This window comes from Vogesella fluminis, assembly GCF_014652335.1.
Taxonomy (GTDB): domain Bacteria; phylum Pseudomonadota; class Gammaproteobacteria; order Burkholderiales; family Chromobacteriaceae; genus Vogesella; species Vogesella fluminis.
The window spans coordinates 30,037-51,302 of record NZ_BMYP01000009.1 but is presented as its reverse complement, the minus strand read 5'-3'; the positions used below and the strand labels follow the sequence as shown (position 1 = coordinate 51,302).

Below are 21,266 nucleotides of genomic sequence, written 5' to 3'. Positions count from 1 at the left end.
CCTGAAGGATTGACCATGCCGCGTATCATTGTGCTGCCACACGCCGACCTGTGCCCCGAGGGCGCCGTACTCGACGATGTCGCCACCGGCACCACCGTGTGCGAAGCCCTGCTCGCCCACGATATCGAAATCGAACACGCCTGCGAGATGTCCTGCGCCTGCACCACCTGCCACGTCATCGTGCGCGAAGGCTTCAACTCGCTGCCGCCATCCGACGACCTGGAAGACGACATGCTGGACAAGGCGTGGGGGCTGGAAGCGCAGTCGCGACTGTCCTGTCAGGCCATCGTCAGCGGCGAAGACCTGGTGGTGGAGATCCCGCGCTACACCATCAACCACGCCCGCGAACACCACTGAGCCACGCCGCAGCCAAGGAGACGTGCCATGAAATGGACCGACATCAACGATATCGCCATCGAACTGTACGAGGCGCATCCGGACATCGACCCGACCACCATCCGCTTCGTCGACCTGCACAACTGGGTGGTAGCGCTGCCCGGTTTTGACGACGACCACAGCCGCGGCGGCGAAAAGGTGCTGGAAGCGATCCAGCAGGCCTGGATCAACGAAGCCGACTAGGTCCTGTTCAAGGTCTCGCGAGCTAGAGTGAGACAAGGCGAAAACGGCTGAGGAAGCAGCGTTTATCCAGATATAAACCAGCATGCCGAGGCCGTTTTCAACGCCGTATCGCCCCATGTCGAGAGCAGTCGCAGCAGACATTGAACAGACCCTGACAACGTTGGCCGCAACAGCCGTCACGCCCTGCCCGCCCCGGCAGGGCGTTTTGCTTGTCCTGATGCCGGTGCTGGGCTGTAATGCAGCATGACCCTCAATCCTGCACTGGAGCCATCATGCTGACCCTCGTCATCGGCAACAAGAACTTTTCGTCGTGGTCGCTGCGGCCGTGGCTGGTCCTGAAACAGCTGGGCGAGCCGTTCGCCGAGAAACACATCCACCTCTACCACCCGGACAGCAAACAGCAGCTGCTGGCCGTCAGCCCCGCCGGCAAGGTGCCGGTACTACAAGACGGCCTGCTGCGCGTGCACGACTCGCTGGCGATCTGCGAATACCTCGCCGAGTTGTTCCCGGCGGCGCGGCTGTGGCCGCAGGAGCGCGCCGACCGCGCCGAGGCGCGCGCCATCAGCGCCGAGATGCACGCCGGCTTCACCGCGCTGCGCAGCGAGATGCCGATGAACGCCTGCCTGCGCACCCAGTTGCAGCCATCGGCCGACTGCGCCGCCGACATCGCGCGCATCACCACCATCTGGCGCCAGCTGCGCCAGCGTTTCGTCGCCGACGGCGACTTCCTGTTCGGCCACTTCGGCATCGCCGACGCCATGTTCGCACCGGTGGTGCTGCGCTTTGTCAGCTACGGCGTGATGCTGGACCCGGTGTCGCAAGCCTACGCCGACAATGTGCTGAGCCTGTCGGCCATGCAGCAATGGCTGGAAGACGCGGAGCTGGAACAGGCCGCTACCGACGCCTGACCATGCCATCGCCGGAAAATGGCCCGAGATGGCTGTTTTCTGGCATATCTGCTGGCCGCAGCCGGCATTGCCGATGGAGAAAATGGCGGCAAATCATTAGAATGGCGGGTTTTTCATTTCGATCGGACACAGACAACATGACGACTCCGTTCATCATCGGCGTCGCTGGCGGCAGCGGCAGCGGCAAAACCACGGTGACCCGCAAGGTACTGGAAACCATAGGCGCAGAGATGGCGGCGGTGATCGTGCAGGACTACTACTACCGCGACCAGAGCCACCTCAGCTTCGAGCAGCGTCTCGCCACCAACTACGACCACCCACACGCCTTCGACTGGCCGCTGCTGATCGAGCACATCGACGACCTGCGCAACGGCATCGCCATCGACATGCCGGTGTACGACTTCGCACGCCACACCCGTGCCGAGGAGAGCATCCGCGTGCAGCCGGCGCCGGTGATCGTGGTCGAGGGCCTGTTTCCGCTGTACGACGCCGCGCTGCGCGAAATGATGTCGCTGAAGATCTTTGTCGACACCGATCCGGATGTGCGCTTCATCCGCCGCCTGAAACGCGACATCAGCGAACGAGGCCGCACCACCGACAGCGTGATCGAGCAGTACCTGGCCACGGTGCGCCCGATGCACAACCAGTTCATCGAGCCGACCAAGCGCTTTGCCGACGTGATCCTGCCGCACGGCGCCAACGATCCGGCGGTGGACATCATCACCACCAAGGTGGCCAGCCTGATCGCCTGACGCGCCAGCGCACACGCGACAAGGGCGTGTCTCCCGATGGGAGGCACGCCCTTTTTTTGCGGCCAACCTTGCCGCGGCACCGCCGGCATCGGCGGCCCTCGCCATGATGGCGCATGCCAGGGCTGACACCGCGCCTGCGAACATGTATTATTTGCACATGTTTTAAAAAATGAATCACACCCACGCGTCAGATAACAGTCAAAACAGGCTTGGATGTTGGCGATACCATGACGATTGCGGCAAATAACATGTATTTTTCACACATTAAAAAGGAAAGCACGATGCTGGATCAGCACACCCGTCAACTGGTCAAGGCCACCGCCCCGGTCCTGAAACAACACGGCGTCACCCTCACCCGCCATTTCTACGCGCGCATGTTCCAGCACAATCCGGAACTGAAGCAGATCTTCAACCAGGGTCACCAGCAGGCCGGTAGCCAGCAACAGGCGCTGGCGATGGCGGTGGCCGCCTACGCCGAGCACATCGACGATCCGTCGGTGCTGGCGCCGGTGCTGACGCTGGTGGCCAACAAGCACGCCAGCCTCGGCATCCGCGCCGAGCACTACCCTATCGTCGGCGGCCACCTGCTGGCCTCGATCCGCGAGGTACTGGGCGACGCCGCCAGCGACGAGTTGATCGCCGCCTGGGCCGCCGCCTACGGCCAGTTGGCCGACATCCTGATCGCGGAGGAAAACAGGCTATACCGGCAGGCCGCCACCCAGCGCGGCGGCTGGAGCGGCTGGCGCGCGTTCAAGGTTGGCCGCAAGGTGGCGGAGAGCGCGGAAATCACCTCCTTCTATCTGCAGCCGGCCGATGGCGGCGCGCTGCCGGACTACCTGCCGGGGCAATACGTGTCGCTGCGGCTGGCGGTGCCGCATCTGGGCATGATGCAGCCGCGGCAGTACAGCCTGTCGGCCGCGCCCGGCGGCACGGCGCTGCGCATCTCGGTGAAGCGCGAGGCCGGCGACGACAGCCGCCCGGCGGGGATGGTGTCCAACGTGCTGCACGACGCGATCGAAGTCGGCGCGCTGCTGGACCTGGCGCCGCCGATGGGCGACTTCTTCCTGCACCAGGAGCGCCGCACGCCGGTAGTGCTGATCAGCGGCGGCGTCGGCATCACGCCGCTGCTGGCGATGCTGGAGCAGCTGCTGCAGCAGGACAGCCCGCGCCGTATCCACTTTCTGCACGCCTGTCGCGACGGCAGCGTGCACGCCTTTCGCCAGCACGTTGCCAACCTGGCGGCCGAGTATCCGCAGCTGGAGAGCCGCATCTACTATGAAGCGCCGCGCACCGAAGACCAGCCGGGCGTGCACTACCACCACGCCGGCCGCCTCGCGCTGACGGCAGAGTCGATCGTCGCCGATGCCGACTACTACCTGTGCGGCCCGCTGCCGTTCATGCAGGCACAGCAGCAGGCGCTGCTGGCACTGGGCGTCGACGCCGGGCGCATTCACGCCGAAGCCTTCGGCACCGGCGGCACCGCGCTATAATCGCGCACGGCAGGCCGCCGCTGCGGCCTGCCGCTCACCCGGATACTGCCTGCATGCAACTGACCCACTTCACCGACCTTGGCCTGCGCGTCCTGATGTATCTCACCGACGAATCGCGTACGACACCGGTCACCATCGGCGAGATCGCCGAGCGCTTCGCCGTGTCGCGCAACCATCTGGTCAAGGTGGTGCATTTCATGTCGCAACAAGGCTGGCTGACCACCAGCCGTGGCAAGGGCGGGGGCCTGGCGCTCTCGCGTGCGGCCAACCTTTACCCGCTGGGACAGGTGATCCGCCGGCTGGAAAACATCACCGAGCTGATCGACTGCGCCGAACCGCCGTGCCAGCTGCGCGGCAGCTGCCAGCTGAAAGGCATGCTGGACGAGGCACTGCAGGCCTTTTTCAGCGCGCTGGACCGCTACACGCTGGCCGATGCGGTGCGCACGCCGACCAGCCAGGCCATCGCCATCCTGCACCGCATGTCGCCGTACGCACAGCGCTGAAGGCAAGCGGAACCGGCCGCCTCGCCAAGCGGGGCCATGGCCGCCGTACACTGCCGCGCAATACGCACCGGTTATTCGTTTTGTTTCGTTTTCAATCAGACAAGCGCCATAACGATAAAGAATTACGTAAAATAGTGTTTTTACTATCAAAAATCACCACAAACGAACACATCCCCGCTGCGATTTACGCTATCATGCCGTCCCTTCAGTACCAATCGGTACTGGGAAACCGGAACAACAAGACCGCCTGAGCGGCAATTGTCCAAACAACACCCTGAGCCCGTTACCGTAGCCGGCAACGCCACAAGCGCGGCCGGCCGTGTTGCGCTCGACATGTATTAGGAGCACATATGGAATTACTTCATGGCTGGATTAACGTCGGCAATGATCTGGTCTGGGGCCAGCTGCTGATCTATCTGCTGATCGCCGTCGGCCTGTTCTTCACCCTGCGCATGGGCTTTGTCCAGCTGCGCCTGCTGCCACGTGGCTGGCAGGAAATGATGGGCGGTCGCGGCCACATCAGCGCCGCCAATGACATCTCCGCCTTCCAGGCCTTCGCCACCGGCCTTGCCAGTCGCGTCGGTACCGGCAACATCGCCGGCGTCGCCACCGCCATCGCGCTGGGCGGCCCCGGTGCCGTGTTCTGGATGTGGATGACGGCACTGCTGGGCATGGCCAGCGCCTTCGCCGAATCCACGCTGGCGCAGCTGTTCAAGGTCAACCACCACGACAACACCTTCCGTGGCGGCCCGGCCTACTACATCCAGAAGGGCCTCGGCTCGCGCGGCTTCGGCATCGCCTTCGCGCTGTCGCTGATCCTGGCCTTCGGCCTGGTGTTCAACGCGGTACAGGCCAACTCCATCGTCGCCGCCACCGAAGGTGCCTGGGGCTGGGACAAGTACTACGTCGGCATCGGCCTGGTACTGATTACCGCACCGATCATCTTCGGTGGTATCCGCAAGGTGGCGCAGGTGGCGGAATGGATGGTGCCGGTGATGGCAGTCATCTACCTGCTGATGGCGCTGTACGTGATCGGCAGCAACCTGAGTCTGCTGCCGGACGTGCTGCTGCTGATCGTGAAGAGCGCCTTCGGTCTGGAACAGGCCGCTGGCGGCTTTGCCGGTTACGCCATCAGCCAGGCGATGATGATGGGCATCAAGCGCGGCCTGTTCTCCAACGAGGCCGGCATGGGCTCGGCACCGAACGCCGCCGCCGCGGCCACCACGCGTCACCCGGCATCGCAGGGCATCATGCAGATGTTTGGCGTGTTCATCGACACCATCATCGTCTGCTCCTGCACCGCCTTCATCATCCTGCTGTCCGGCGCCTTCGTGCCGGGTGCCGAGCTGAAAGGCGTACAGCTGACGCAGAAGGCACTGAGCCTGACGCTGGGCGACTGGGGCGGCCACTTCCTGGCCATCGCGCTGTTCCTGTTCTGCTTTACCTCCATCATCGGCAACTACGCCTACGCCGAAGGCAACGTCGAGTTCATCAAGAACAACAAGACGGTGATGCTGCTGTTCCGTCTGCTGGTGCTGGCGATGGTGCTGTTCGGCGCGCTGGGCAGCGTGCCGCTGGTCTGGGACATGGCCGATCTGGCGATGGGGCTGATGGCCATCATCAACCTGATTGCCATCGTGCTGCTGTCCAAGTACGTGTTCGTGCTGCTGAAGGACTACCAGCAACAGCTGAAGGCCGGCGTGAAACAGCCGGTGTTCGACATCAAGCAGTATCCGGAAATCGAAGCCCGGATCCACAAGGACGTGTGGTAAGCCTTGCGGCCAACCTTGTCCCGACCGAGCCCGCCACTGGCGGGCTTTTTTGCGCCCGGCGGCGGCACCCGCCCGCCGTGGCAAGACCAGCAAAAGAAAAGGTTGGCTGCATCGCTGCGGCCAACCTTGTGTGCCTGTCGTCACGCCGCCCGTGCGGCGCGCGTCAGATGGTTTTCGAATAGCGCGCGTGCGTTTCGCGTTCGCGCAGGTGGCGGTCGAACGCCATCGCGATATTGCGGATCAGGAAGCGGCCCTTCGGCGCCACCATCAGGAAGTCGCCGTCGAACGTCAGCAGGCCCATCTGCTGGAACTCGCGGATTTTCACCAGCTCCGGGGCAAAGTAGTCGGCAAAATCGATGGTGAAGGTCTGCTCGATCGCCTCCACCGACAGCGAGAAGCGGCACATCAGCGCCTGGATCACGCTGCGGCGCAGGATGTCGTCCTGGGTCAGCGTCATGCCGCGCATCACCGGCAGGCGGCCGGCGTCCAGCGCCGCATAGTAGGCGTCGATGTCCTTTTCATTCTGGCTGTAACAGGGGCCGACCTTGCCGATCGACGACACACCGAAGCCGATCATGTCGCAGTCGGCGTGGGTGGAGTAGCCCTGGAAGTTGCGCTGCAGGCGGCCCTGCTCCAGCGCGCGCGTCAGCTCGTCACCGGGCTTGGCGAAATGATCCATGCCGATGAACACGTAGCCGGCATCGCTCAGCTGCTGCACCGAGTTCTGCAGGATGTCGAGCTTGGTGGCACTGGACGGCAGATCGGCCTCGTTGATGCGGCGTTGCGGCTTGAACACGGTCGGCAGGTGGGCGTAGTTGTACAGCGCGATGCGGTCCGGCGCCATCGCGATCACCTTGTTGACGGTGCTTTCCAGCGAGTGCGCGCTCTGCAGCGGCAGACCGTAGATCAGGTCCACGCTCACCGACTTGAAGCCGGCCTCGCGCGCAGCGTCGATCACCAGCCGGGTTTCTTCTTCGCTCTGGATGCGGTTCACCGCCTGCTGCACCGCCGGATCGAAATCCTGGATGCCGACGCTCATGCGGTTGAAGCCGAGCCGGCCCAGGTGCAGCACGGTGTCGCGGCCAACCTTGCGCGGGTCGATCTCGATGGAGAACTCGCCTTCCGGCAGCAGCTCGAAGTGGCGGTTGATGACGCCCATCACCCGGTCCAGCTGCGCATCGGACAGGAAGGTCGGCGTGCCGCCGCCGAAATGCAGCTGGATCACCTTCTCGCGACAGCCGAGCTTTGCCGCCACCAGCGCGATTTCCTTTTCCAGGTAGTCAAGGTAGGCATCGGCACGGCTCTTGTCCTTGGTGATGATCTTGTTGCAGCCGCAGTAGTAGCAGATGGTGTTGCAGAACGGGATGTGCACGTACAGCGAAATGCCGCGGTGGTTGGCACCGATGGCGCGCTGCTCCAGCCAATGCTCGTAATCGCTCACCCCGAAGCCGGCATGAAAACGGTCGGCGGTCGGGTAGGAGGTATAACGCGGACCGGAGCCTTCCAGGGTCTCGATCAGGGTCCGGTCAAAAACGCACTGGGTGGGCATGAATGCCTCGTGGTCAGTCATCATATATTTTGATTGGAAATCTGGTGGGGGGCTGGTAAATTTGCGCAATCACGCCTTGATTCGCATTGACACCTGTCAAGCAAGCCTATCAGTTTCTGGAACCCGGCTCCCGGTATGAACGATCTGTCCTCACCCCTGCACTCGCTGAAAGTCACTTGTACCAACTGCAGCCTGCGCGAATTGTGTCTGCCGATAGGGCTGAATCGTGACGAAATGGCACAGCTGGATGCCGTTATCCGTCAGAGTCGCCGCTTCAAGCGCGGCGAATACCTGTTCCGCACCGGTGACGGTTTCCGCTCTTTATATGCGGTTCGGACCGGTTATTTCAAGACCTGTGTTTCCAGCCGGGATGGCCGCGAGCAGGCTACCGGTTTTTACATGTCCGGCGAACTGATGGGGCTGGACGGCATTTCCGCCAATACCCACGGCTGCGATGCCATCGCACTGGAGGATAGCGATGTGTGCGAGCTGCCGTTCAGCCGCATGGAGAGCCTGGGACGCGACATCCCCAGCCTGCAGCACCACTTCTTCCGCCTGATGAGCCGCGAGATCGTGCGCGACCAGTCGGTGATGCTGTTACTGGGCAACATGAAGGCGGAAGAACGCCTGGCCGCCTTCCTGCTCAACCTGTCGCAACGCCTGGCCAGCCGTGGCTTTGCCGCCAACGACTTCATCCTGCGCATGAGCCGCGAGGAGATCGGCAGCTTTCTCGGCCTGAAACTGGAAACCGTCAGCCGCACGCTGTCGAAATTCCAGCAGCAGGGCTGGATCCGGGTCGATCACAAGCACATCCAGCTGCTACGCCCGGAAGAGCTGAAGGCGCTGGTAGCCGGCTGTTCGCAGGCCAACAGCGCCGGCTAAGCCCATACCATCGCGCAGCCCGCTGGCGCGCTGCCGACAAAAAAGCCTGGATCAACCGATCCGGGCTTTTTGCATCGTAACGCTGCGGGCTCAGCCGACCTGCCAGCCGCCACCCAGTGCCGCGTACAGCGACACCACCGCCGACAGTCGCGCGAGGCGGGCGCTGGACAGTGCCTGCTCCACCTGGAACACGCCGCGCTCGGCGTCCAGCACGTCCAGATAGCTGGAGTAGCCGTTATCGTAGCGCAGCTGCGCCAGGCGCAGCGCCTCGCGCAGTGCCGTCAGTTGCTGCAGCTGCGCCTGTTCGGTGGCGCGGGTGGTGCTGACCGCCGACATCGCGTCCAGCGTATCGGCAAACGCCTGCTGCACCGTCTTCTCGTACACCGCCAGCGCCTGCTTCTGGCGCGCGTTGGCGGCATCGACACCGGCGGCGATGCGGCCGGCGTTGAAGATCGGCGCGGTCAGGTTGGCCGCGAAGTTCCAGGTCTGCGCCGGGCCGCTGAACAGGTCGACCAGCGCGGTGCTGGCGCTGCCGATGCCGGCCGACAGGCTGATGCTCGGGAAGTAGGCGGCGCGGGCAACGCCGATGCGGGCATTGGCCGCGATCAGGCTGGCTTCCGCCGCCGCCACGTCGGCACGGCGCAGCAGCAGGTCGGACGGCAGCCCGGACGGGATCTGCTCCGGCTCGGCCAGCGCCGACAAGGCCTTGCCGCGGCCAAGGTTGGCCGCAATGTCACGCGGCGAGCGGCCCAGCAGCACCGCCAGCGCGTGCTCGGTCTGCGTCACCGCCTGTGCCAGCTGCGGCACGGTGGCGCGCGCACTGGCGGCCTCGGCCTCGGCCTGGCGCAGCTCCAGCTCGGAGGTCATGCCGCCGTTGAAGCGTTTGCGGCGCAGCTGCAGCGACTGCTCGCGGCTTTGCAGCGTGGCGCGGGCGCTGGCGAGCTGGGCGTCGTAGCTGGCGAGCTGGAAGTAGCTCTTGGCCACCTGGCTGCCCAGCGACAGCCGCAATGCGGCCAGCGAGCGCTCGCTGGCGCTGACGTCGGCCAGCGCCGCCTCACGCTCGCGGCGCAGCTTGCCCCACAGGTCCAGCTCCCAGCTGGCGGTCAGCCCGGCCTGGCGGCTGTCGACCAGTGCGCCGGCGCCACTGCTGTAGGTCGAGGTCTGGCTGCGGCCGCTGCCGGCACTGGCGCTGACCTGTGGCAGCAGGCCGGCACGCGCCACCCCGGCGGCGGCGGCGGCTTCTTCCACCCGCGCCGCGGCCTGCACCAGATCACGGTTGTAGCGCAGCGCTTCGTCTATCATCGCGTCCAGCACCGGATCCCCGAAGCTGCGCCACCAGTCGCTGGCGACCGGCGCCACGTTGGCCGCCGCCTGCGGCATCTCCAGCTGCGGACGCTGGTAGTCGGGGCCGACCGCACACGCCGACAGCGCGGCGGCGACCAGCATTGGCAACAGCGCTTGCTTAAGCATCATGCTGCTCTCCTTGTGGCGCCGGCTTGCGCTGGCTCCACTGCATAATCAGTTTGAAAAACAGGGGGATGAACAGTGCCGCGATGAAGGTGGCGGCCAACATGCCCCCGATCACGCCGGTACCGATCGAGTGACGGCTGGCGGAGCCGGCGCCGCTGGAAATCGCCAGCGGCACGCAACCGAGGATGAAGGCCAGCGAGGTCATCACGATCGGGCGGAAACGCAGCTTGGCCGCCTCCACCGCCGCCTCGGCCAGTGAGCGTCCTTCCTCCATCTTCAGCACCGCGAACTCGACGATCAGGATCGCGTTCTTGGCCGCGAGGCCGATCAGCGTCACCAGCGCCACCTGGAAGTAGATGTCGTTCTCCAGCCCGCGCAGCCAGTTGGCCAGCAGCGCGCCGAATACCGCGAACGGCACCGCGGTCAGCACCGCGATCGGCAGTGTCCAGCGCTCGTACTGTGCCGCCAGGATCAGGAACACCATCACCAGCGCGATCACGAACACCGTCGACGAGGCACCGCCGGTGGATTGCTCCTGGAAGGCGGAGCCGGTCCATGCCAGGGTGTAGCCGTCCGGCAGCGTTTCGCGGGCCAGCTGTTCCATCACCGCCAGCGCTTCGCCGGAGCTGTAGCCCGGTGCCGGGCCGCCGACCAGCTTGGCCGACGGGAAGGCGTTGTAGCGCTCGACGATTTCCGGGCCGGTGGCCTGTTCCACCGTCACCAGGCTGGACAGCGGAATCATCTGCCCGTTCTGCGCACGCACGAACACGGTGCGCAGGTTGTCCACGCTCTTGCGGAACTCGGCCTCCGACTGCAGCTGCACGGTGAAGATGCGGCCGAACTTGTTGAAGTCGTTGACGTACAGCGCGCCGAAGGTGCTCTGCATGGTATCGAACACGTCGTCGATCGGCACGCCCAGCGCCTTGGCCTTTTCACGGTCCAGTTGCACGTTGACCTGCGGCACGTTGGCCGAGAAGGTGCTCTGCACGCCGGCCAGTTCCGGCCGTTTCGCCGCCGCCATCATCAGCGCCTGCGCCTGGGCCGCCAGCTCGCCGGCCGAGGCACCGACACGGTTCTGCACGTAGGCCTCGAAGCCGCCGGTGGAGGACATGCCGGAGATCGGGGGCGGGTTGAAGGCCAGCACCAGCCCTTCCTTGATGCCGGCACCCTTCATGAACACGTCGCCGACCACCGCCTGCGCCGACATGCCAGGCGCCTTGCGCTCGTCCCACGGCTTCAGGGTGATGAAGGTAACACCGGTGTTGGTGCGGTTGGAGCCGGACAGGATGTCGAAGCCGGCAAAGCTCATCACGTCCTTCACCGCCGGGTTCTTGGCAATTTCCCGGTCGAGCTTGTCCATTGTGTCCACGGTACGGTTGATCGCCGCGCCATCCGGCAGGATGGTGGCGGAGATCACGTAGCCCTGGTCTTCTTCCGGCGCCAGCGACGACGGAATCAGCTTGAACAGCCACGCCGAGGCGCCGATCAGCAGCCCGAACAGCACCAGTGCCAGCACGGAACGCTTGATCAGGAAGGCCACGCCGCTGCTGTAGCGCCGGGTGATGCGGTCAAACAGGCGGTTGAAGCCGTCGAAGAAGGCGTTGCTGTGCTGATGCTCGGACTTCAGCATCGCCGCGCACAGCGCCGGGGTCAGCGTCAGCGCCACGATGCCGGAGATGGTTACCGACATCGCGATGGTGATGGCGAACTGCTTGTACATCTGGCCGGCGATGCCGCCCATGAACGCCACCGGGATGAACACCGAGCACAGCACCAGTACGATGGCGACCACCGGGCCGCTGACTTCCTTCATCGCCTGGATGGTGGCTTCGCGCGGCGGCTTGCCCTCCTTCATCATGATGCGTTCGACGTTCTCCAGCACCACGATGGCGTCGTCGACCACGATACCGATCGCCAGCACCATGCCGAACAGCGTCAGGGTGTTGATGGAGTAGCCGAACAGGTACATGCCGGCAAAGGTGCCGACGATGGACACCGGCACCGCAAGGCCCGGAATCAGCGTCGCGCGCCAGTTCTGCAGGAACAGGTACACCACGGCGAACACCAGCACCATCGCTTCCATCAGCGTGGTGATCACTTCCTGGATCGACACCTCGACGAAGCGGGTGGTGTCGTAAGGGATGGAGTAGGACAGCCCGGCCGGGAATTTCGCCGCCAGTTCGTCCATCTTCGCCTGCACCGCCTTGGCGGTGTCCAGCTGGTTGGCGCCCGGCGCCAGGTTGATACCGATCGGGATGCTCGGACGGCCGTTGTGCTTGCCGTAGAAGTCATAGCCCAGCGCGCCCAGCTCCACCCGCGCCACGTCCTTCAGCCGCACCTTGGCCCCGTCGGCAGCCGCGCGCACGATGATGTTCTCGAACTCGCTGGCCTCGGTCAGTCGGCCCTTGGTGGTGATGGTGTAGGTGAAGTCCGGCTTGCCGGCGTTCGGCTCGGCGCTGATCTTGCCGGCGGCGAACTGCGCGTTCTGCTCGCGGATGGCGGTGGCCACGTCGCTTGGGGTCAGCTTCAGCTGCGCCAGACGGTCCGGCCGCAGCCATACCCGCATCGCGTAGTCCTTGCCGGCGAAGTTGGTGACCTGGCCGACGCCGGGGATGCGCTTGATCTCGTCGACCACGTTGAGCAGCGCGTAGTTGCTCATGAACAGCGTGTCGTAGCGCTTGTCCGGCGAGTACAGCGAGATCACCTGCAGGAAGGTCGCCGCCTGCTTGCGCACGTTGACACTCTGGCGGCGCACCTCTTCCGGCAGCGACGACAGCACCGACTGCACACGGTTGTTGACATTGATCGACGCCTGGTCCGGATTGGTGCCGATCTTGAAGGTGACGTTGATGGTCAGCCGGCCGTTACTGGCGCTGCTGGACTGCATGTACAGCATGTCGTCGACGCCGTTGATCGCCTGTTCCAGCGGCGAGGCCACGGTATCGGCGATCACCTCGGCGGAGGCGCCGGGATAGGAGGTGGTCACCGCCACCGACGGCGGCACGATCTGCGGGTACTGTTCGATCGGCAGCGCGCGCATACCGAAGAAACCGGCCAGCACGATCACGATCGACAGCACGCTGGCAAAGATCGGCCGGCGGATGAAGAAAGATGAAAACATGTGTTATTCCTCGCCTTAGCCCTGGGCCGCTGCCGGGGCGGCAACGTTGGCCGCAGCCGCCTGCGGCACCACCTTGGCACCCGGGCGCAGCTTGATCAGGTTGTCGGTAATCACCAGGTCGCCGGCTGCAAGCCCGCTCTCGACGATGAAGCCGTTATTGGCGCTGTCGCCGATCTGCAGCGGACGGGCCTCGACGGTGTTGTCCTTGCCGACCACCCACACCATCTTGCCCTGCTGCGAGGTCAGCACCGCCTTCTGCGGCACCACCAGCGCATTCAGGCGCACCGCGCCCTTCAGCTCGACGCGCACGAACTGGCCGGCACGCACGGTGCCTTCCGGATTGACGAAGCTGGCGCGCGCCGCCGAGGTGCCGGTGGTTGGGTCGATGACGCGATCGGCAAAGTTAATGCGGCCTTCACGGCCGTAGGTGCTGCCGTCCGGCAGTTTCAGCGACACGATGTAGCGGCCGCCTTCCGGCTGGCGCAGCTTGCCGCTGGCCGCCAGTTGCTGGTTCTTCAGCACGTCGTTGTCGGACAGCGAGAACTTGACGTAGATCGGGTCCAGCTGGGAAATCTTGGTCAGCAGCCCGGCATCGCCCGGCTGCACCAGGCTGCCCTCGGAGCGCGCCTCGGCACTGGTCACGCCGGAGATCGGCGCGGTGACGCGGGTGTAGCCGAGGTTGATCTGCGCCGACTTCATCGCGGCGCGGGCGGCAGCGACCGAGGCCTTGGCGCTGGCCAGCGCGGCCACCGCGTCATCGCGGTCCTTCTGGCTGACGGCGTTTTCCTTGAACAGCGGCAGCACGCGGTCGTAATCCTGCTGCGCGCGGATCAGCTTGGCCTCTTCCAGCTTCAGCGTCGCCTCCGCCTGCTCCAGTGCCGCCTGGTACGGTGCGGCGTCGAGCTGGAACAGCACGTCGCCGGCGCGCACGCTGGCACCCTCGGTGTAGGCGCGCTTCTGCAGAATGCCGGAGACGCGGGCACGCACTTCCACCTCGCGTGAGCCGACCGCCTGGCCGACGTACTCGGTGACCACCGGCACATCGGCGGCAGCCATCTTCACCACGCTGACCGGCAGCGGCGGCATCGCCCCGTGGCCGGCAGCCTGCTCGCCCTGCTGCCCGCAGGCGGTCAGCATCACTGCCAGCGGCAACAGCGCCAGCGTCCATTTATGATTATTGAAAGAACTCACCCGAGATCTCCTTGATGTGTGCGTCGTACATAGGCAACAGCCGTCTGCGCGCTGCGTGCCGGTCAAAAAATGCCAACCGGCCATATAACATGCAATCGTGCTGGACAGCCGCTTGCCAGGACGCGTTTCCGAATTCCGGTACAGACAATGCGACAAATTTGCGCCATAATACATACATTCGTGTATGTATGTAAACAAATCAACCAGCGCAATGGTGGCTTTAACGCTATCCTTACGCCGCGTTGAATAACCCTTTCGAGAACATGGCACGCAAAACCCGAGAAGAAGCCGAGCAAACCCGCCACCTGCTGCTGGATACCGCCGAACAGGTATTCTGGGAAAAAGGTGTCGCCGGGACCTCGCTTGCCGACATCGCCGCCGCCGCCGGGCTGACCCGCGGCGCGATCTACTGGCACTTTTCCAACAAGCTCGACCTGTTCAACGCGCTGTGCGACCGCATCATCCCGGAGCTGGAAATCCTCGACGCGCGCCTGCTCGACAGCAACGTCAACCCGGCAACGCGGCTGTGGCAGCACGGCCACGCCATGTTCGCGCTGCTGCACGACAATCCGCGCCTCCGCCGCATCTGCGGCATTCACCACCTCGGCTGCGAGCAGGTCGGCGAAATGGCGCCGCTGCTGCTGGAGCAGATCAGCTGGACCCAGGAAAAACAGGCCAAGCTGCAGCAGGTGCTGCAATGTGCGCAGGAACAGCATCTGCTGCGCGACGATATCGATCCCAAATTGGCCGCCATCGGCCTGCACAGCCTGTACGGCGGCCTGATTCACAGCTGGTTGCTGGCACAGGACGACCGCACCATCCACCATAATCTGTCCGCGCTGTTAAGCCCTTATTTTGAAGGCATTTTCAAGGAGCGCTGCTGGCTGCAACCCCTGCCATGCGCTGCTGAATAGCGTTATACTCCGCGTCTTTACGCCTTCCGCCCCCCTGTACATGACTCACGCCATCAGCATCGATGCTGTCAGCAAGCGCTTCGCGTCGCTGCAGGCACTGGACCGCATCAGCTTCACGGTAGAGCACGGCGAGTTCTTCGCCCTGCTCGGCCCCAACGGCGCCGGCAAGACCACGCTGATTTCCGCCATGGCCGGGCTGTCGCGCGCCGACAGCGGCCGGATCCGCATCATGGGCCTCGATACCGTGACAGAAACACGTGACGCGCGCATGAAACTGGGCGTGGTGCCGCAGGAACTGGTGTTCGACCCGTTCTTCAGCGTGCGCGAGACACTGACCTTCCAGTCCGGCTATTTCGGCATCCGCCGCAACGATGCCTGGGTTGACGAACTGCTGCACAAGCTGGGGCTGACCGACAAGGCCAACGTCAACATGCGCGCACTGTCCGGCGGCATGAAGCGGCGGGTGATGGTGGCGCAGGCACTGGTACACCGCCCGCCGGTGATCGTGCTGGATGAACCGACTGCCGGCGTCGACGTCGAACTGCGCCAGAGCCTGTGGACGTTCGTGAAGGAACTCAACGCCGCCGGCCATACCATCGTACTGACCACCCACTATCTGGAAGAAGCCGAAGCGCTGTGCAGCCGCATTGCAATGATGAAAAAAGGCCGCCTGATCGCGCTGGAAAACAAGGACACCCTGCTGTCGCGCAGCGCGGCGCGCGAAGTGTCGCTGCAGCTGTCCGGCGAGCTGCCCGCCAGCCTGCGGCCGCTGTACCTGCGCCAGCAGGACGGCCGCCACATCCTGGCATTGCCGGACATCTCCCAACTGGAGCGGGTATTGGGCGAACTGAGGTTGGCCGCAGTGGAAGTGCGCGAACTGACGGTGCACGAAACCGGCCTGGAGCAGGTTTTCGTCAAACTGATGCATGGAGGCCAGGCCTGATGTACAGCTTTGTGACCCTGCTGAAGAAGGAGATCCTGCGCTTCTGGAAGGTCGGCTTCCAGACGGTAATGGCACCGGTGCTGACCGCGCTGCTATACCAGATGATCTTCTCCCACGTGCTGTCGCAGCATGTCGAAGCCTATCCCGGCGTCAGCTACACCGCCTTCCTGATCCCCGGCCTCGCGATGATGTCGATGGCGCAGAATGCGTTCGCCAACAGCTCGTCCAGCCTGATCCAGTCCAAGATCACCGGCAGTATCGTATTCCTGCTGCTGCCGCCCTTGAGCGCGCCGGCATTTTTTGGCGCCTACCTGCTGGCATCCATCGTGCGCGGGCTGGCCGTCGGCGCTGGCGTGCTGCTGGTCACTGCCGGGTTCGGGTTGCCGCTGCCGGCGCAACCGCTGTGGCTGCTGGCCTTTGCCGTGCTCGGCTGCGGCGTGCTCGGCGCACTGGGCATCATGGCCGGCATCTGGGCCGACAAGTTCGACCAGCTGGCCGCATTCCAGAACTTCCTGATCATGCCGCTGACCTTCCTGTCCGGCGTGTTCTACTCCATCAACAGCCTGCCGCCGCTCTGGCGCGGCGTCTCCCACCTCAACCCGGTGTTCTACATGATCGACGGCTTCCGCTATGGTTTCTTCGGCCAGGCCGATGTCTCACCGTGGCTGTCGCTGGCGGTGGTCGGCGGCTGCTTCGTCGCGCTGTCGGCGTGGTTGATGCGGCTGATCGTCAGCGGCTACAAGCTTCGCCATTGAACAGCGGCACCCCGCGTGCCGCACCATGACAACTATCTGAAGACAGGACCCAAAATGGTAAGTGCAGACTATATCAAGGAAGTCATTCTCGCCGGACTTGCCTGTGACTACATCGACGTACGTGGCGATGACGGCAGCCACTTTGAGGCGGTGATCGTCAGCGCGGAATTCTCCGGCCGCAACCGTGTCCAGCGTCATCAACTGGTGTACCAGGCACTCGGCGACCGCATGCGTGCCGAAATCCACGCACTGGGAATGAAAACCCTCAGCCCGGAAGAATGGGCACAGCAACAAGGCTAAATCACGAAAATGGAAAAACTGGTCATTCAAGGCGGTAACGGCCCGCTCAACGGTGAAATCCGTGTTTCCGGCGCCAAGAACGCCGCCCTGCCCATCCTGTGCGCCGGCCTGTTGACCGCCGACACGCTGAAACTCACCAATGTGCCGATGCTGCGCGACGTGGCCACCACGCAAAAGCTGCTGCAGGGCATGGGCGTACGCGTGATGACCGACAACGTGCACGAGTTCGAGATCACTGCGGCCAACCTTGACACCCTGGTGGCGCCGTACGAGCTGGTGAAAACCATGCGCGCGTCCATCCTGGTGCTGGGCCCGACGCTGGCCCGCTTCGGCGAAGCCACCGTATCCCTGCCCGGCGGCTGCGCCATCGGCTCGCGCCCGGTGGAACAGCACATCAAGGGCATGGTCGCCATGGGCGCCGAGATCTCCATCGAGCACGGCTACGTCAAGGCGCGCGCCAGGAAGCTGCGCGGCGCCCACATCGTGATGGACATGGTCACCGTCGGCGGCACCGAAAACCTGCTGATGGCGGCGGTACTGGCCGAAGGCACCACCATCCTGGAAAACGCCGCGCGCGAGCCGGAAGTGGTTGACCTTGCCCACTGCCTGGTGGCGATGGGCGCCAAGATCCAGGGTATCGGCAGCGACAAGCTGATCATCGAAGGCGTCGAGCGCCTGCATGGCGCCGAACACGCGATCATGCCGGACCGCATTGAGGCCGGCACCTTCCTCGTCGCCGGCGCCATGACCCAGGGCCACGTGGTGCTGCGCAATGCCGCACCGCGCAGCATGGACGTGATCCTCGACAAGCTGACCGAAACCGGCGCCGTGATCGAGTGCGGCGACGACTGGATCTCGCTGGACATGAAGCGCCGCCCGAAAGCGGTCAATGTGCGCACCCTGCCGCATCCGGCCTTCCCGACCGACATGCAGGCACAGATGATGACGCTGAACACCATCGCCGACGGCGCGGCGGTGATGACCGAGACCATCTTCGAGAACCGCTTCATGCACGTGCCGGAGCTGAACCGCATGGGCGCCAATATCGAGGTGGAAGGCAACACCGCCATCGTCAAGGGCGTGGACAAGCTGTCCGGCGCCACCGTGATGGCCACCGACCTGCGCGCCTCCGCCAGCCTGGTGATCGCCGGCCTCGCCGCCGAGGGCGAGACCATCGTCGACCGCATCTACCACCTCGATCGCGGCTACGAGCACATCGAGGCCAAGCTCAATGCCGTCGGTGCCAACATCACCCGCGTCGCGAGCTAAATCTTAAACAGCCACACCGCCGCCGTGACTGCAACAGCAGTCACGGCGGTTCTTTTACGGCCATTTGCGTTTAACAAAACTGTTGCACAAACGTCATTCGTCACGCATTAATTTAAAATATTAAACACTCGTCGCTTTATCTTCCGCCTCGCCGCCGCCTATCATCAGCCGACCCGCACCACCACAACCCCGCTGCCGCGACAAGGAAGACCATGTTCGACACCATCAAGGCCAAGCTGCTGCTGGGCACCGGCCTGCTCGTTCTGGGCGGCTTCAGCCTGATCATCGGCGTCAACGCCCGCCTCTCCGCGCAACAGGCGGAACAGCACGTGCTGGCCGCCACCCGCCTGCTGGCCGCCAACGAGGCCGCCAAACTCAACCAGCGCCTGGAAGCCGCCTACACCACCGCCAAGGACCTCGCCGCCTATGCACTGGTGCTTAAACGCGGCGCGCCGGCCAACGCCCGCACCCTTGCCGGCGCCCACACCCGCCGGCTGATGCAGACCAACCCGCAGGCCATCGGCGTGTTCCTAGGCTGGGAGCCGAACGCGCTGGACGGGCGCGACAGCGAGCTGGCCGGGCAGCCGGAAAACGGCGCCAGCGGCCGCGCCGGCAGCTACTGGTTCCGCAAGGGCGGCCAGGAGGACGTGGTGTGGGGCTCGGAGGACACCGACGGCAGCGAGTACTACGACGGGCCGAAGCACAGCCTGCAGCCGGTGCTGACCGAGCCGTACGAGGACCACGACATCAAGGTGCTGATGGCGACGCTGTCCTACCCCATCCTTGATGACGGCCGCTTCGTCGGCGTCGCCGGCCTCGACTTCAGCCTGGAGCAGCTGCAGGCGGTCGCCGCCGCGATCAAGCCCTACGACAGCGGCTTCATGACCATCTACTCCGGCAAGGGCATGGTGCTCGGCGCCGGCGACAAGACGCTGGTCGGCAAGGCGGACGCGGGGCTGCCGGCGGCAGCGCGGCGCGCGATCCGCAGCGGCGCCAGCCTGCAGTACGTCGACGACGCACAGGTGCTGCACTACATCGAGCCGATGCGCGTCGGCAACATCCGCAACGCGTGGGCGGTACGCATCTCGATCCCGCTGGACAGCGCGCTGGCCGACAGCCGTGCCGCCACCCGCGACACCATCCTGTTCAGCCTCGGCGCGCTGCTGCTGATCCTGCTGGTGCTCGGCACGCTGCTGCACCGGCTGACCGCCCCGCTGACGCGGCTGCAGCAGGCGCTGAGCGCGCTGGCCACCGGCGACGGCGACCTCACCCGCGAGCTGGCGATCCGCGGCCGCGACGAGATCGGCGCCTCCGCCGGCGCCTTCAACCGCTTCAGTCAGTCGCTGCGCCAGATGCTGCTGGAGGTGCGCGAACGGGTCGGCGCCGTGCACCACGCCACCCGCGCGCTGGCCGGCGAAACCGGCGACATCAGCGCCCGCTCGCAGCAGCAAGCGGTGGCCGCCACCGCCACCGCCGCCGCCATCGAGCAGCTGTCGGTCAGCATCAGCCACATCGCCGACTCCGCCCGCGTCGCCGAAGACAGCGTGCGCGAGGCCGGCCAGGAGGCGGAACAGGTCGCCGACAGCGTGCACGCCACCGCCAGCGGGATCGCGCGCATCGCCGACACCATCCGCCAGCTCAGCGGCGTGCTGGCCGGGCTGGAACAGCGCTCCGGCCAGATCAGCCACGTGGTGCAGGTGATCCGCGACATCGCCGAGCAGACCAACCTGCTGGCGCTGAACGCGGCGATCGAGGCCGCGCGCGCCGGCGAACAGGGGCGCGGCTTCGCCGTGGTCGCCGACGAGGTGCGCAAGCTGGCCGAGCGCAGCGCCGGCGCCACCGTGGAAATCGCCGCCAGCATCCGCCAGGTGCAGGACGAGACCCGCAACGCCAACGACAGCATGAACGCCGCCATCCGCCAGGTGGAAACCGGCGTGCAGCAGGCGGAACGCGCTGCCGCCGCCATCGCCGGCATCCACCACCACAACCAGCAGGTGATGCGCACCGTGGTCGGCATCGCCAGCGCCACCGCCCAGCAATCCGGTGCCAGCCACGACATCGCGCGCAATGTGGCGCAGATCCACGACATGATAGACGGCACCGACCAGTCGGTGCTGCACGCCACCCGTGCCACCGGGCAGCTGCGCCAGCTGGCGGACGAGCTGCAGCAGCGCATCGAGCGCTTCAAGCTGTAACGGCACGCCAAGGTTGGCCGCAAGCCCTTGCGGCCAACCTTGGCCATAAAAAAACCGGCAGGCCCCAAGAGGGCACTGCCGGTTGTCGGTTCAGGCTGTCATCACGCTCAGTGGCCGTCGAACGAGCACACCGTGAACAGCGGGATGTTCAGATCGCGCATCAGTTCGCCGCCGCCCAACTCCGGCAGCTCGATGATGCCGGCGGTCTCGACCACCTCGGCGCCCAGGCGCTGCAGCAGCTTGTAGCCGGCCATCATGGTGCCGCCGGTGGCGATCAGGTCGTCAATCAGCACCACGCGGTCGCCCGGCTTCACCGCGTCGGTATGCATCTCCACGGTGGCGTTGCCGTACTCCAGCTCGTACTCCTCGGCCACGGTGGTGAACGGCAGCTTGCCCTTCTTGCGGATCGGCACGAAGCCGACGTTCAGCTCGTAGGCCAGCACCGAGCCGATGATGAAGCCGCGCGCGTCCAGCCCCGCCACCATGTCGATGCGCTCGCCCATGTAGCGGTGCACGAAGATGTCGATCAGCATGCGGAAGGTCTTCGGGTTCTGCAGCAGCGGCGTGATGTCGCGGAACATCACCCCCTCGCTCGGCCAGTTCGGTACGGTACGGATCCAGCCCTTCAGGTAGCTGGCGTAGTCCAGATTGCTCAGGTTTTCCATCAATTCGG

The 21,266-nt window shown here is 64.9% G+C and carries 19 protein-coding genes; 14 read left to right on the top strand and 5 right to left on the bottom strand.

Annotated elements, in window-relative coordinates; translation table 11 throughout:
* Positions 1-15: 15 nt before the first annotated feature.
* From fdx to IE083_RS04935, 7 genes are all read left to right on the top strand, one after another.
* Positions 16-357 (top strand): ISC system 2Fe-2S type ferredoxin, encoded by a 342-nt coding sequence (fdx, locus tag IE083_RS04965; RefSeq protein WP_189352525.1) that lies wholly within the window; start codon positions 16-18, stop codon positions 355-357.
* 27 nt (positions 358-384) lie between these two features.
* Entirely contained in the window at positions 385-579 is a 195-nt protein-coding gene (gene iscX, locus IE083_RS04960; protein ID WP_189352524.1) for a Fe-S cluster assembly protein IscX, read from the top strand.
* A 272-nt stretch (positions 580-851) separates the two neighbouring features.
* A complete protein-coding gene (locus IE083_RS04955; RefSeq protein WP_189352523.1) occupies positions 852-1,487 on the top strand; it encodes a glutathione S-transferase family protein in 636 nt (211 codons plus the stop codon).
* Positions 1,488-1,624: 137 nt separating this feature from the next.
* Positions 1,625-2,239 (top strand): uridine kinase, encoded by a 615-nt coding sequence (gene udk, locus IE083_RS04950; RefSeq protein ID WP_189352522.1) that lies wholly within the window; start codon positions 1,625-1,627, stop codon positions 2,237-2,239.
* Positions 2,240-2,520: 281 nt separating this feature from the next.
* Entirely contained in the window at positions 2,521-3,729 is a 1,209-nt protein-coding gene (hmpA, locus tag IE083_RS04945) for an NO-inducible flavohemoprotein (protein WP_189352521.1), read from the top strand.
* A 53-nt stretch (positions 3,730-3,782) separates the two neighbouring features.
* Positions 3,783-4,232, top strand: a complete 450-nt coding sequence (locus IE083_RS04940) for an Rrf2 family transcriptional regulator (protein WP_189352520.1) — start codon at positions 3,783-3,785, stop codon at positions 4,230-4,232.
* Positions 4,233-4,582: 350 nt separating this feature from the next.
* Entirely contained in the window at positions 4,583-6,004 is a 1,422-nt protein-coding gene (locus tag IE083_RS04935; protein WP_189352519.1) for an alanine/glycine:cation symporter family protein, read from the top strand.
* Between the two features lie 163 nt (positions 6,005-6,167).
* Here the strand turns inward: IE083_RS04935 and hemN are convergent, their stop codons facing one another.
* On the bottom strand, positions 6,168-7,577 hold the full coding sequence (gene hemN, locus IE083_RS04930; RefSeq protein ID WP_189352518.1) for an oxygen-independent coproporphyrinogen III oxidase: 1,410 nt from the start codon (positions 7,575-7,577) through the stop codon (positions 6,168-6,170).
* Between the two features lie 111 nt (positions 7,578-7,688).
* Between hemN and fnr the strand changes: the two genes are divergently transcribed.
* The gene (gene fnr / locus IE083_RS04925; protein WP_189352517.1) at positions 7,689-8,435 is read left to right on the top strand and encodes a fumarate/nitrate reduction transcriptional regulator Fnr; all 747 of its coding nucleotides are present in this window, start codon (positions 7,689-7,691) and stop codon (positions 8,433-8,435) included.
* Positions 8,436-8,525: 90 nt separating this feature from the next.
* Here the strand turns inward: fnr and IE083_RS04920 are convergent, their stop codons facing one another.
* From IE083_RS04920 to IE083_RS04910, 3 genes are read right to left on the bottom strand one after another with little or no spacing between them, the layout of a single operon-like run.
* A complete protein-coding gene (locus tag IE083_RS04920) occupies positions 8,526-9,908 on the bottom strand; it encodes an efflux transporter outer membrane subunit (protein ID WP_189352516.1) in 1,383 nt (460 codons plus the stop codon).
* Entirely contained in the window at positions 9,898-13,026 is a 3,129-nt protein-coding gene (locus IE083_RS04915) for an efflux RND transporter permease subunit (protein ID WP_189352515.1), read from the bottom strand. The genes IE083_RS04920 and IE083_RS04915 overlap by 11 nt, the downstream gene beginning before the upstream one ends.
* Before the next feature lie 15 nt (positions 13,027-13,041).
* Positions 13,042-14,217, bottom strand: coding sequence for an efflux RND transporter periplasmic adaptor subunit (locus IE083_RS04910; RefSeq protein WP_229799606.1), 1,176 nt, complete (start codon positions 14,215-14,217; stop codon positions 13,042-13,044).
* Positions 14,218-14,480: 263 nt separating this feature from the next.
* Between IE083_RS04910 and IE083_RS04905 the strand changes: the two genes are divergently transcribed.
* The 6 genes from IE083_RS04905 to IE083_RS04880 all read left to right on the top strand — a co-directional run bounded on the left by IE083_RS04905 (position 14,481) and on the right by IE083_RS04880 (position 20,593).
* Positions 14,481-15,131 carry a TetR family transcriptional regulator gene (locus IE083_RS04905; protein WP_189352513.1) on the top strand — a complete coding sequence of 217 codons (651 nt, stop codon included), beginning with the start codon at positions 14,481-14,483 and terminating at the stop codon, positions 15,129-15,131.
* Positions 15,132-15,171: 40 nt separating this feature from the next.
* A complete protein-coding gene (locus IE083_RS04900) occupies positions 15,172-16,074 on the top strand; it encodes an ABC transporter ATP-binding protein (RefSeq protein ID WP_189352512.1) in 903 nt (300 codons plus the stop codon).
* A complete protein-coding gene (locus IE083_RS04895; RefSeq protein WP_189352511.1) occupies positions 16,074-16,829 on the top strand; it encodes an ABC transporter permease in 756 nt (251 codons plus the stop codon). The genes IE083_RS04900 and IE083_RS04895 overlap by 1 nt, the downstream gene beginning before the upstream one ends.
* 54 nt (positions 16,830-16,883) lie before the next feature.
* Positions 16,884-17,129, top strand: coding sequence for a BolA family protein (locus IE083_RS04890; RefSeq protein WP_189352510.1), 246 nt, complete (start codon positions 16,884-16,886; stop codon positions 17,127-17,129).
* Between the two features lie 9 nt (positions 17,130-17,138).
* Entirely contained in the window at positions 17,139-18,398 is a 1,260-nt protein-coding gene (murA, locus tag IE083_RS04885; protein WP_189352509.1) for a UDP-N-acetylglucosamine 1-carboxyvinyltransferase, read from the top strand.
* 212 nt (positions 18,399-18,610) lie between these two features.
* On the top strand, positions 18,611-20,593 hold the full coding sequence (locus tag IE083_RS04880; protein WP_189352508.1) for a methyl-accepting chemotaxis protein: 1,983 nt from the start codon (positions 18,611-18,613) through the stop codon (positions 20,591-20,593).
* Between the two features lie 107 nt (positions 20,594-20,700).
* Here the strand turns inward: IE083_RS04880 and IE083_RS04875 are convergent, their stop codons facing one another.
* The gene (locus IE083_RS04875) at positions 20,701-21,258 is read right to left on the bottom strand and encodes an adenine phosphoribosyltransferase (protein WP_189352507.1); all 558 of its coding nucleotides are present in this window, start codon (positions 21,256-21,258) and stop codon (positions 20,701-20,703) included.
* Positions 21,259-21,266: the final 8 nt, after the last annotated feature.

Excerpts from the sequence above, each read along its gene's own strand:
- fnr (WP_189352517.1), top strand. The coding sequence starts at position 7,689 with ATGAACGATCTGTCCTCACCCCTGCACTCGCTGAAAGTCACTTGTACC.
- IE083_RS04940 (WP_189352520.1), top strand. The coding sequence starts at position 3,783 with ATGCAACTGACCCACTTCACCGACCTTGGCCTGCGCGTCCTGATGTAT.
- IE083_RS04890 (WP_189352510.1), top strand. The coding sequence starts at position 16,884 with ATGGTAAGTGCAGACTATATCAAGGAAGTCATTCTCGCCGGACTTGCC.
- IE083_RS04895 (WP_189352511.1), top strand. The coding sequence starts at position 16,074 with ATGTACAGCTTTGTGACCCTGCTGAAGAAGGAGATCCTGCGCTTCTGG.
- IE083_RS04955 (WP_189352523.1), top strand. The coding sequence starts at position 852 with ATGCTGACCCTCGTCATCGGCAACAAGAACTTTTCGTCGTGGTCGCTG.
- IE083_RS04920 (WP_189352516.1), bottom strand. The coding sequence starts at position 9,908 with ATGATGCTTAAGCAAGCGCTGTTGCCAATGCTGGTCGCCGCCGCGCTG.
- IE083_RS04875 (WP_189352507.1), bottom strand. The coding sequence starts at position 21,258 with ATGGAAAACCTGAGCAATCTGGACTACGCCAGCTACCTGAAGGGCTGG.
- iscX (WP_189352524.1), top strand. The coding sequence starts at position 385 with ATGAAATGGACCGACATCAACGATATCGCCATCGAACTGTACGAGGCG.
- IE083_RS04905 (WP_189352513.1), top strand. The coding sequence starts at position 14,481 with ATGGCACGCAAAACCCGAGAAGAAGCCGAGCAAACCCGCCACCTGCTG.
- hemN (WP_189352518.1), bottom strand. The coding sequence starts at position 7,577 with ATGATGACTGACCACGAGGCATTCATGCCCACCCAGTGCGTTTTTGAC.
- udk (WP_189352522.1), top strand. The coding sequence starts at position 1,625 with ATGACGACTCCGTTCATCATCGGCGTCGCTGGCGGCAGCGGCAGCGGC.
- murA (WP_189352509.1), top strand. The coding sequence starts at position 17,139 with ATGGAAAAACTGGTCATTCAAGGCGGTAACGGCCCGCTCAACGGTGAA.
- fdx (WP_189352525.1), top strand. The coding sequence starts at position 16 with ATGCCGCGTATCATTGTGCTGCCACACGCCGACCTGTGCCCCGAGGGC.
- IE083_RS04915 (WP_189352515.1), bottom strand. The coding sequence starts at position 13,026 with ATGTTTTCATCTTTCTTCATCCGCCGGCCGATCTTTGCCAGCGTGCTG.
- IE083_RS04900 (WP_189352512.1), top strand. The coding sequence starts at position 15,172 with ATGACTCACGCCATCAGCATCGATGCTGTCAGCAAGCGCTTCGCGTCG.
- IE083_RS04935 (WP_189352519.1), top strand. The coding sequence starts at position 4,583 with ATGGAATTACTTCATGGCTGGATTAACGTCGGCAATGATCTGGTCTGG.
- hmpA (WP_189352521.1), top strand. The coding sequence starts at position 2,521 with ATGCTGGATCAGCACACCCGTCAACTGGTCAAGGCCACCGCCCCGGTC.
- IE083_RS04880 (WP_189352508.1), top strand. The coding sequence starts at position 18,611 with ATGTTCGACACCATCAAGGCCAAGCTGCTGCTGGGCACCGGCCTGCTC.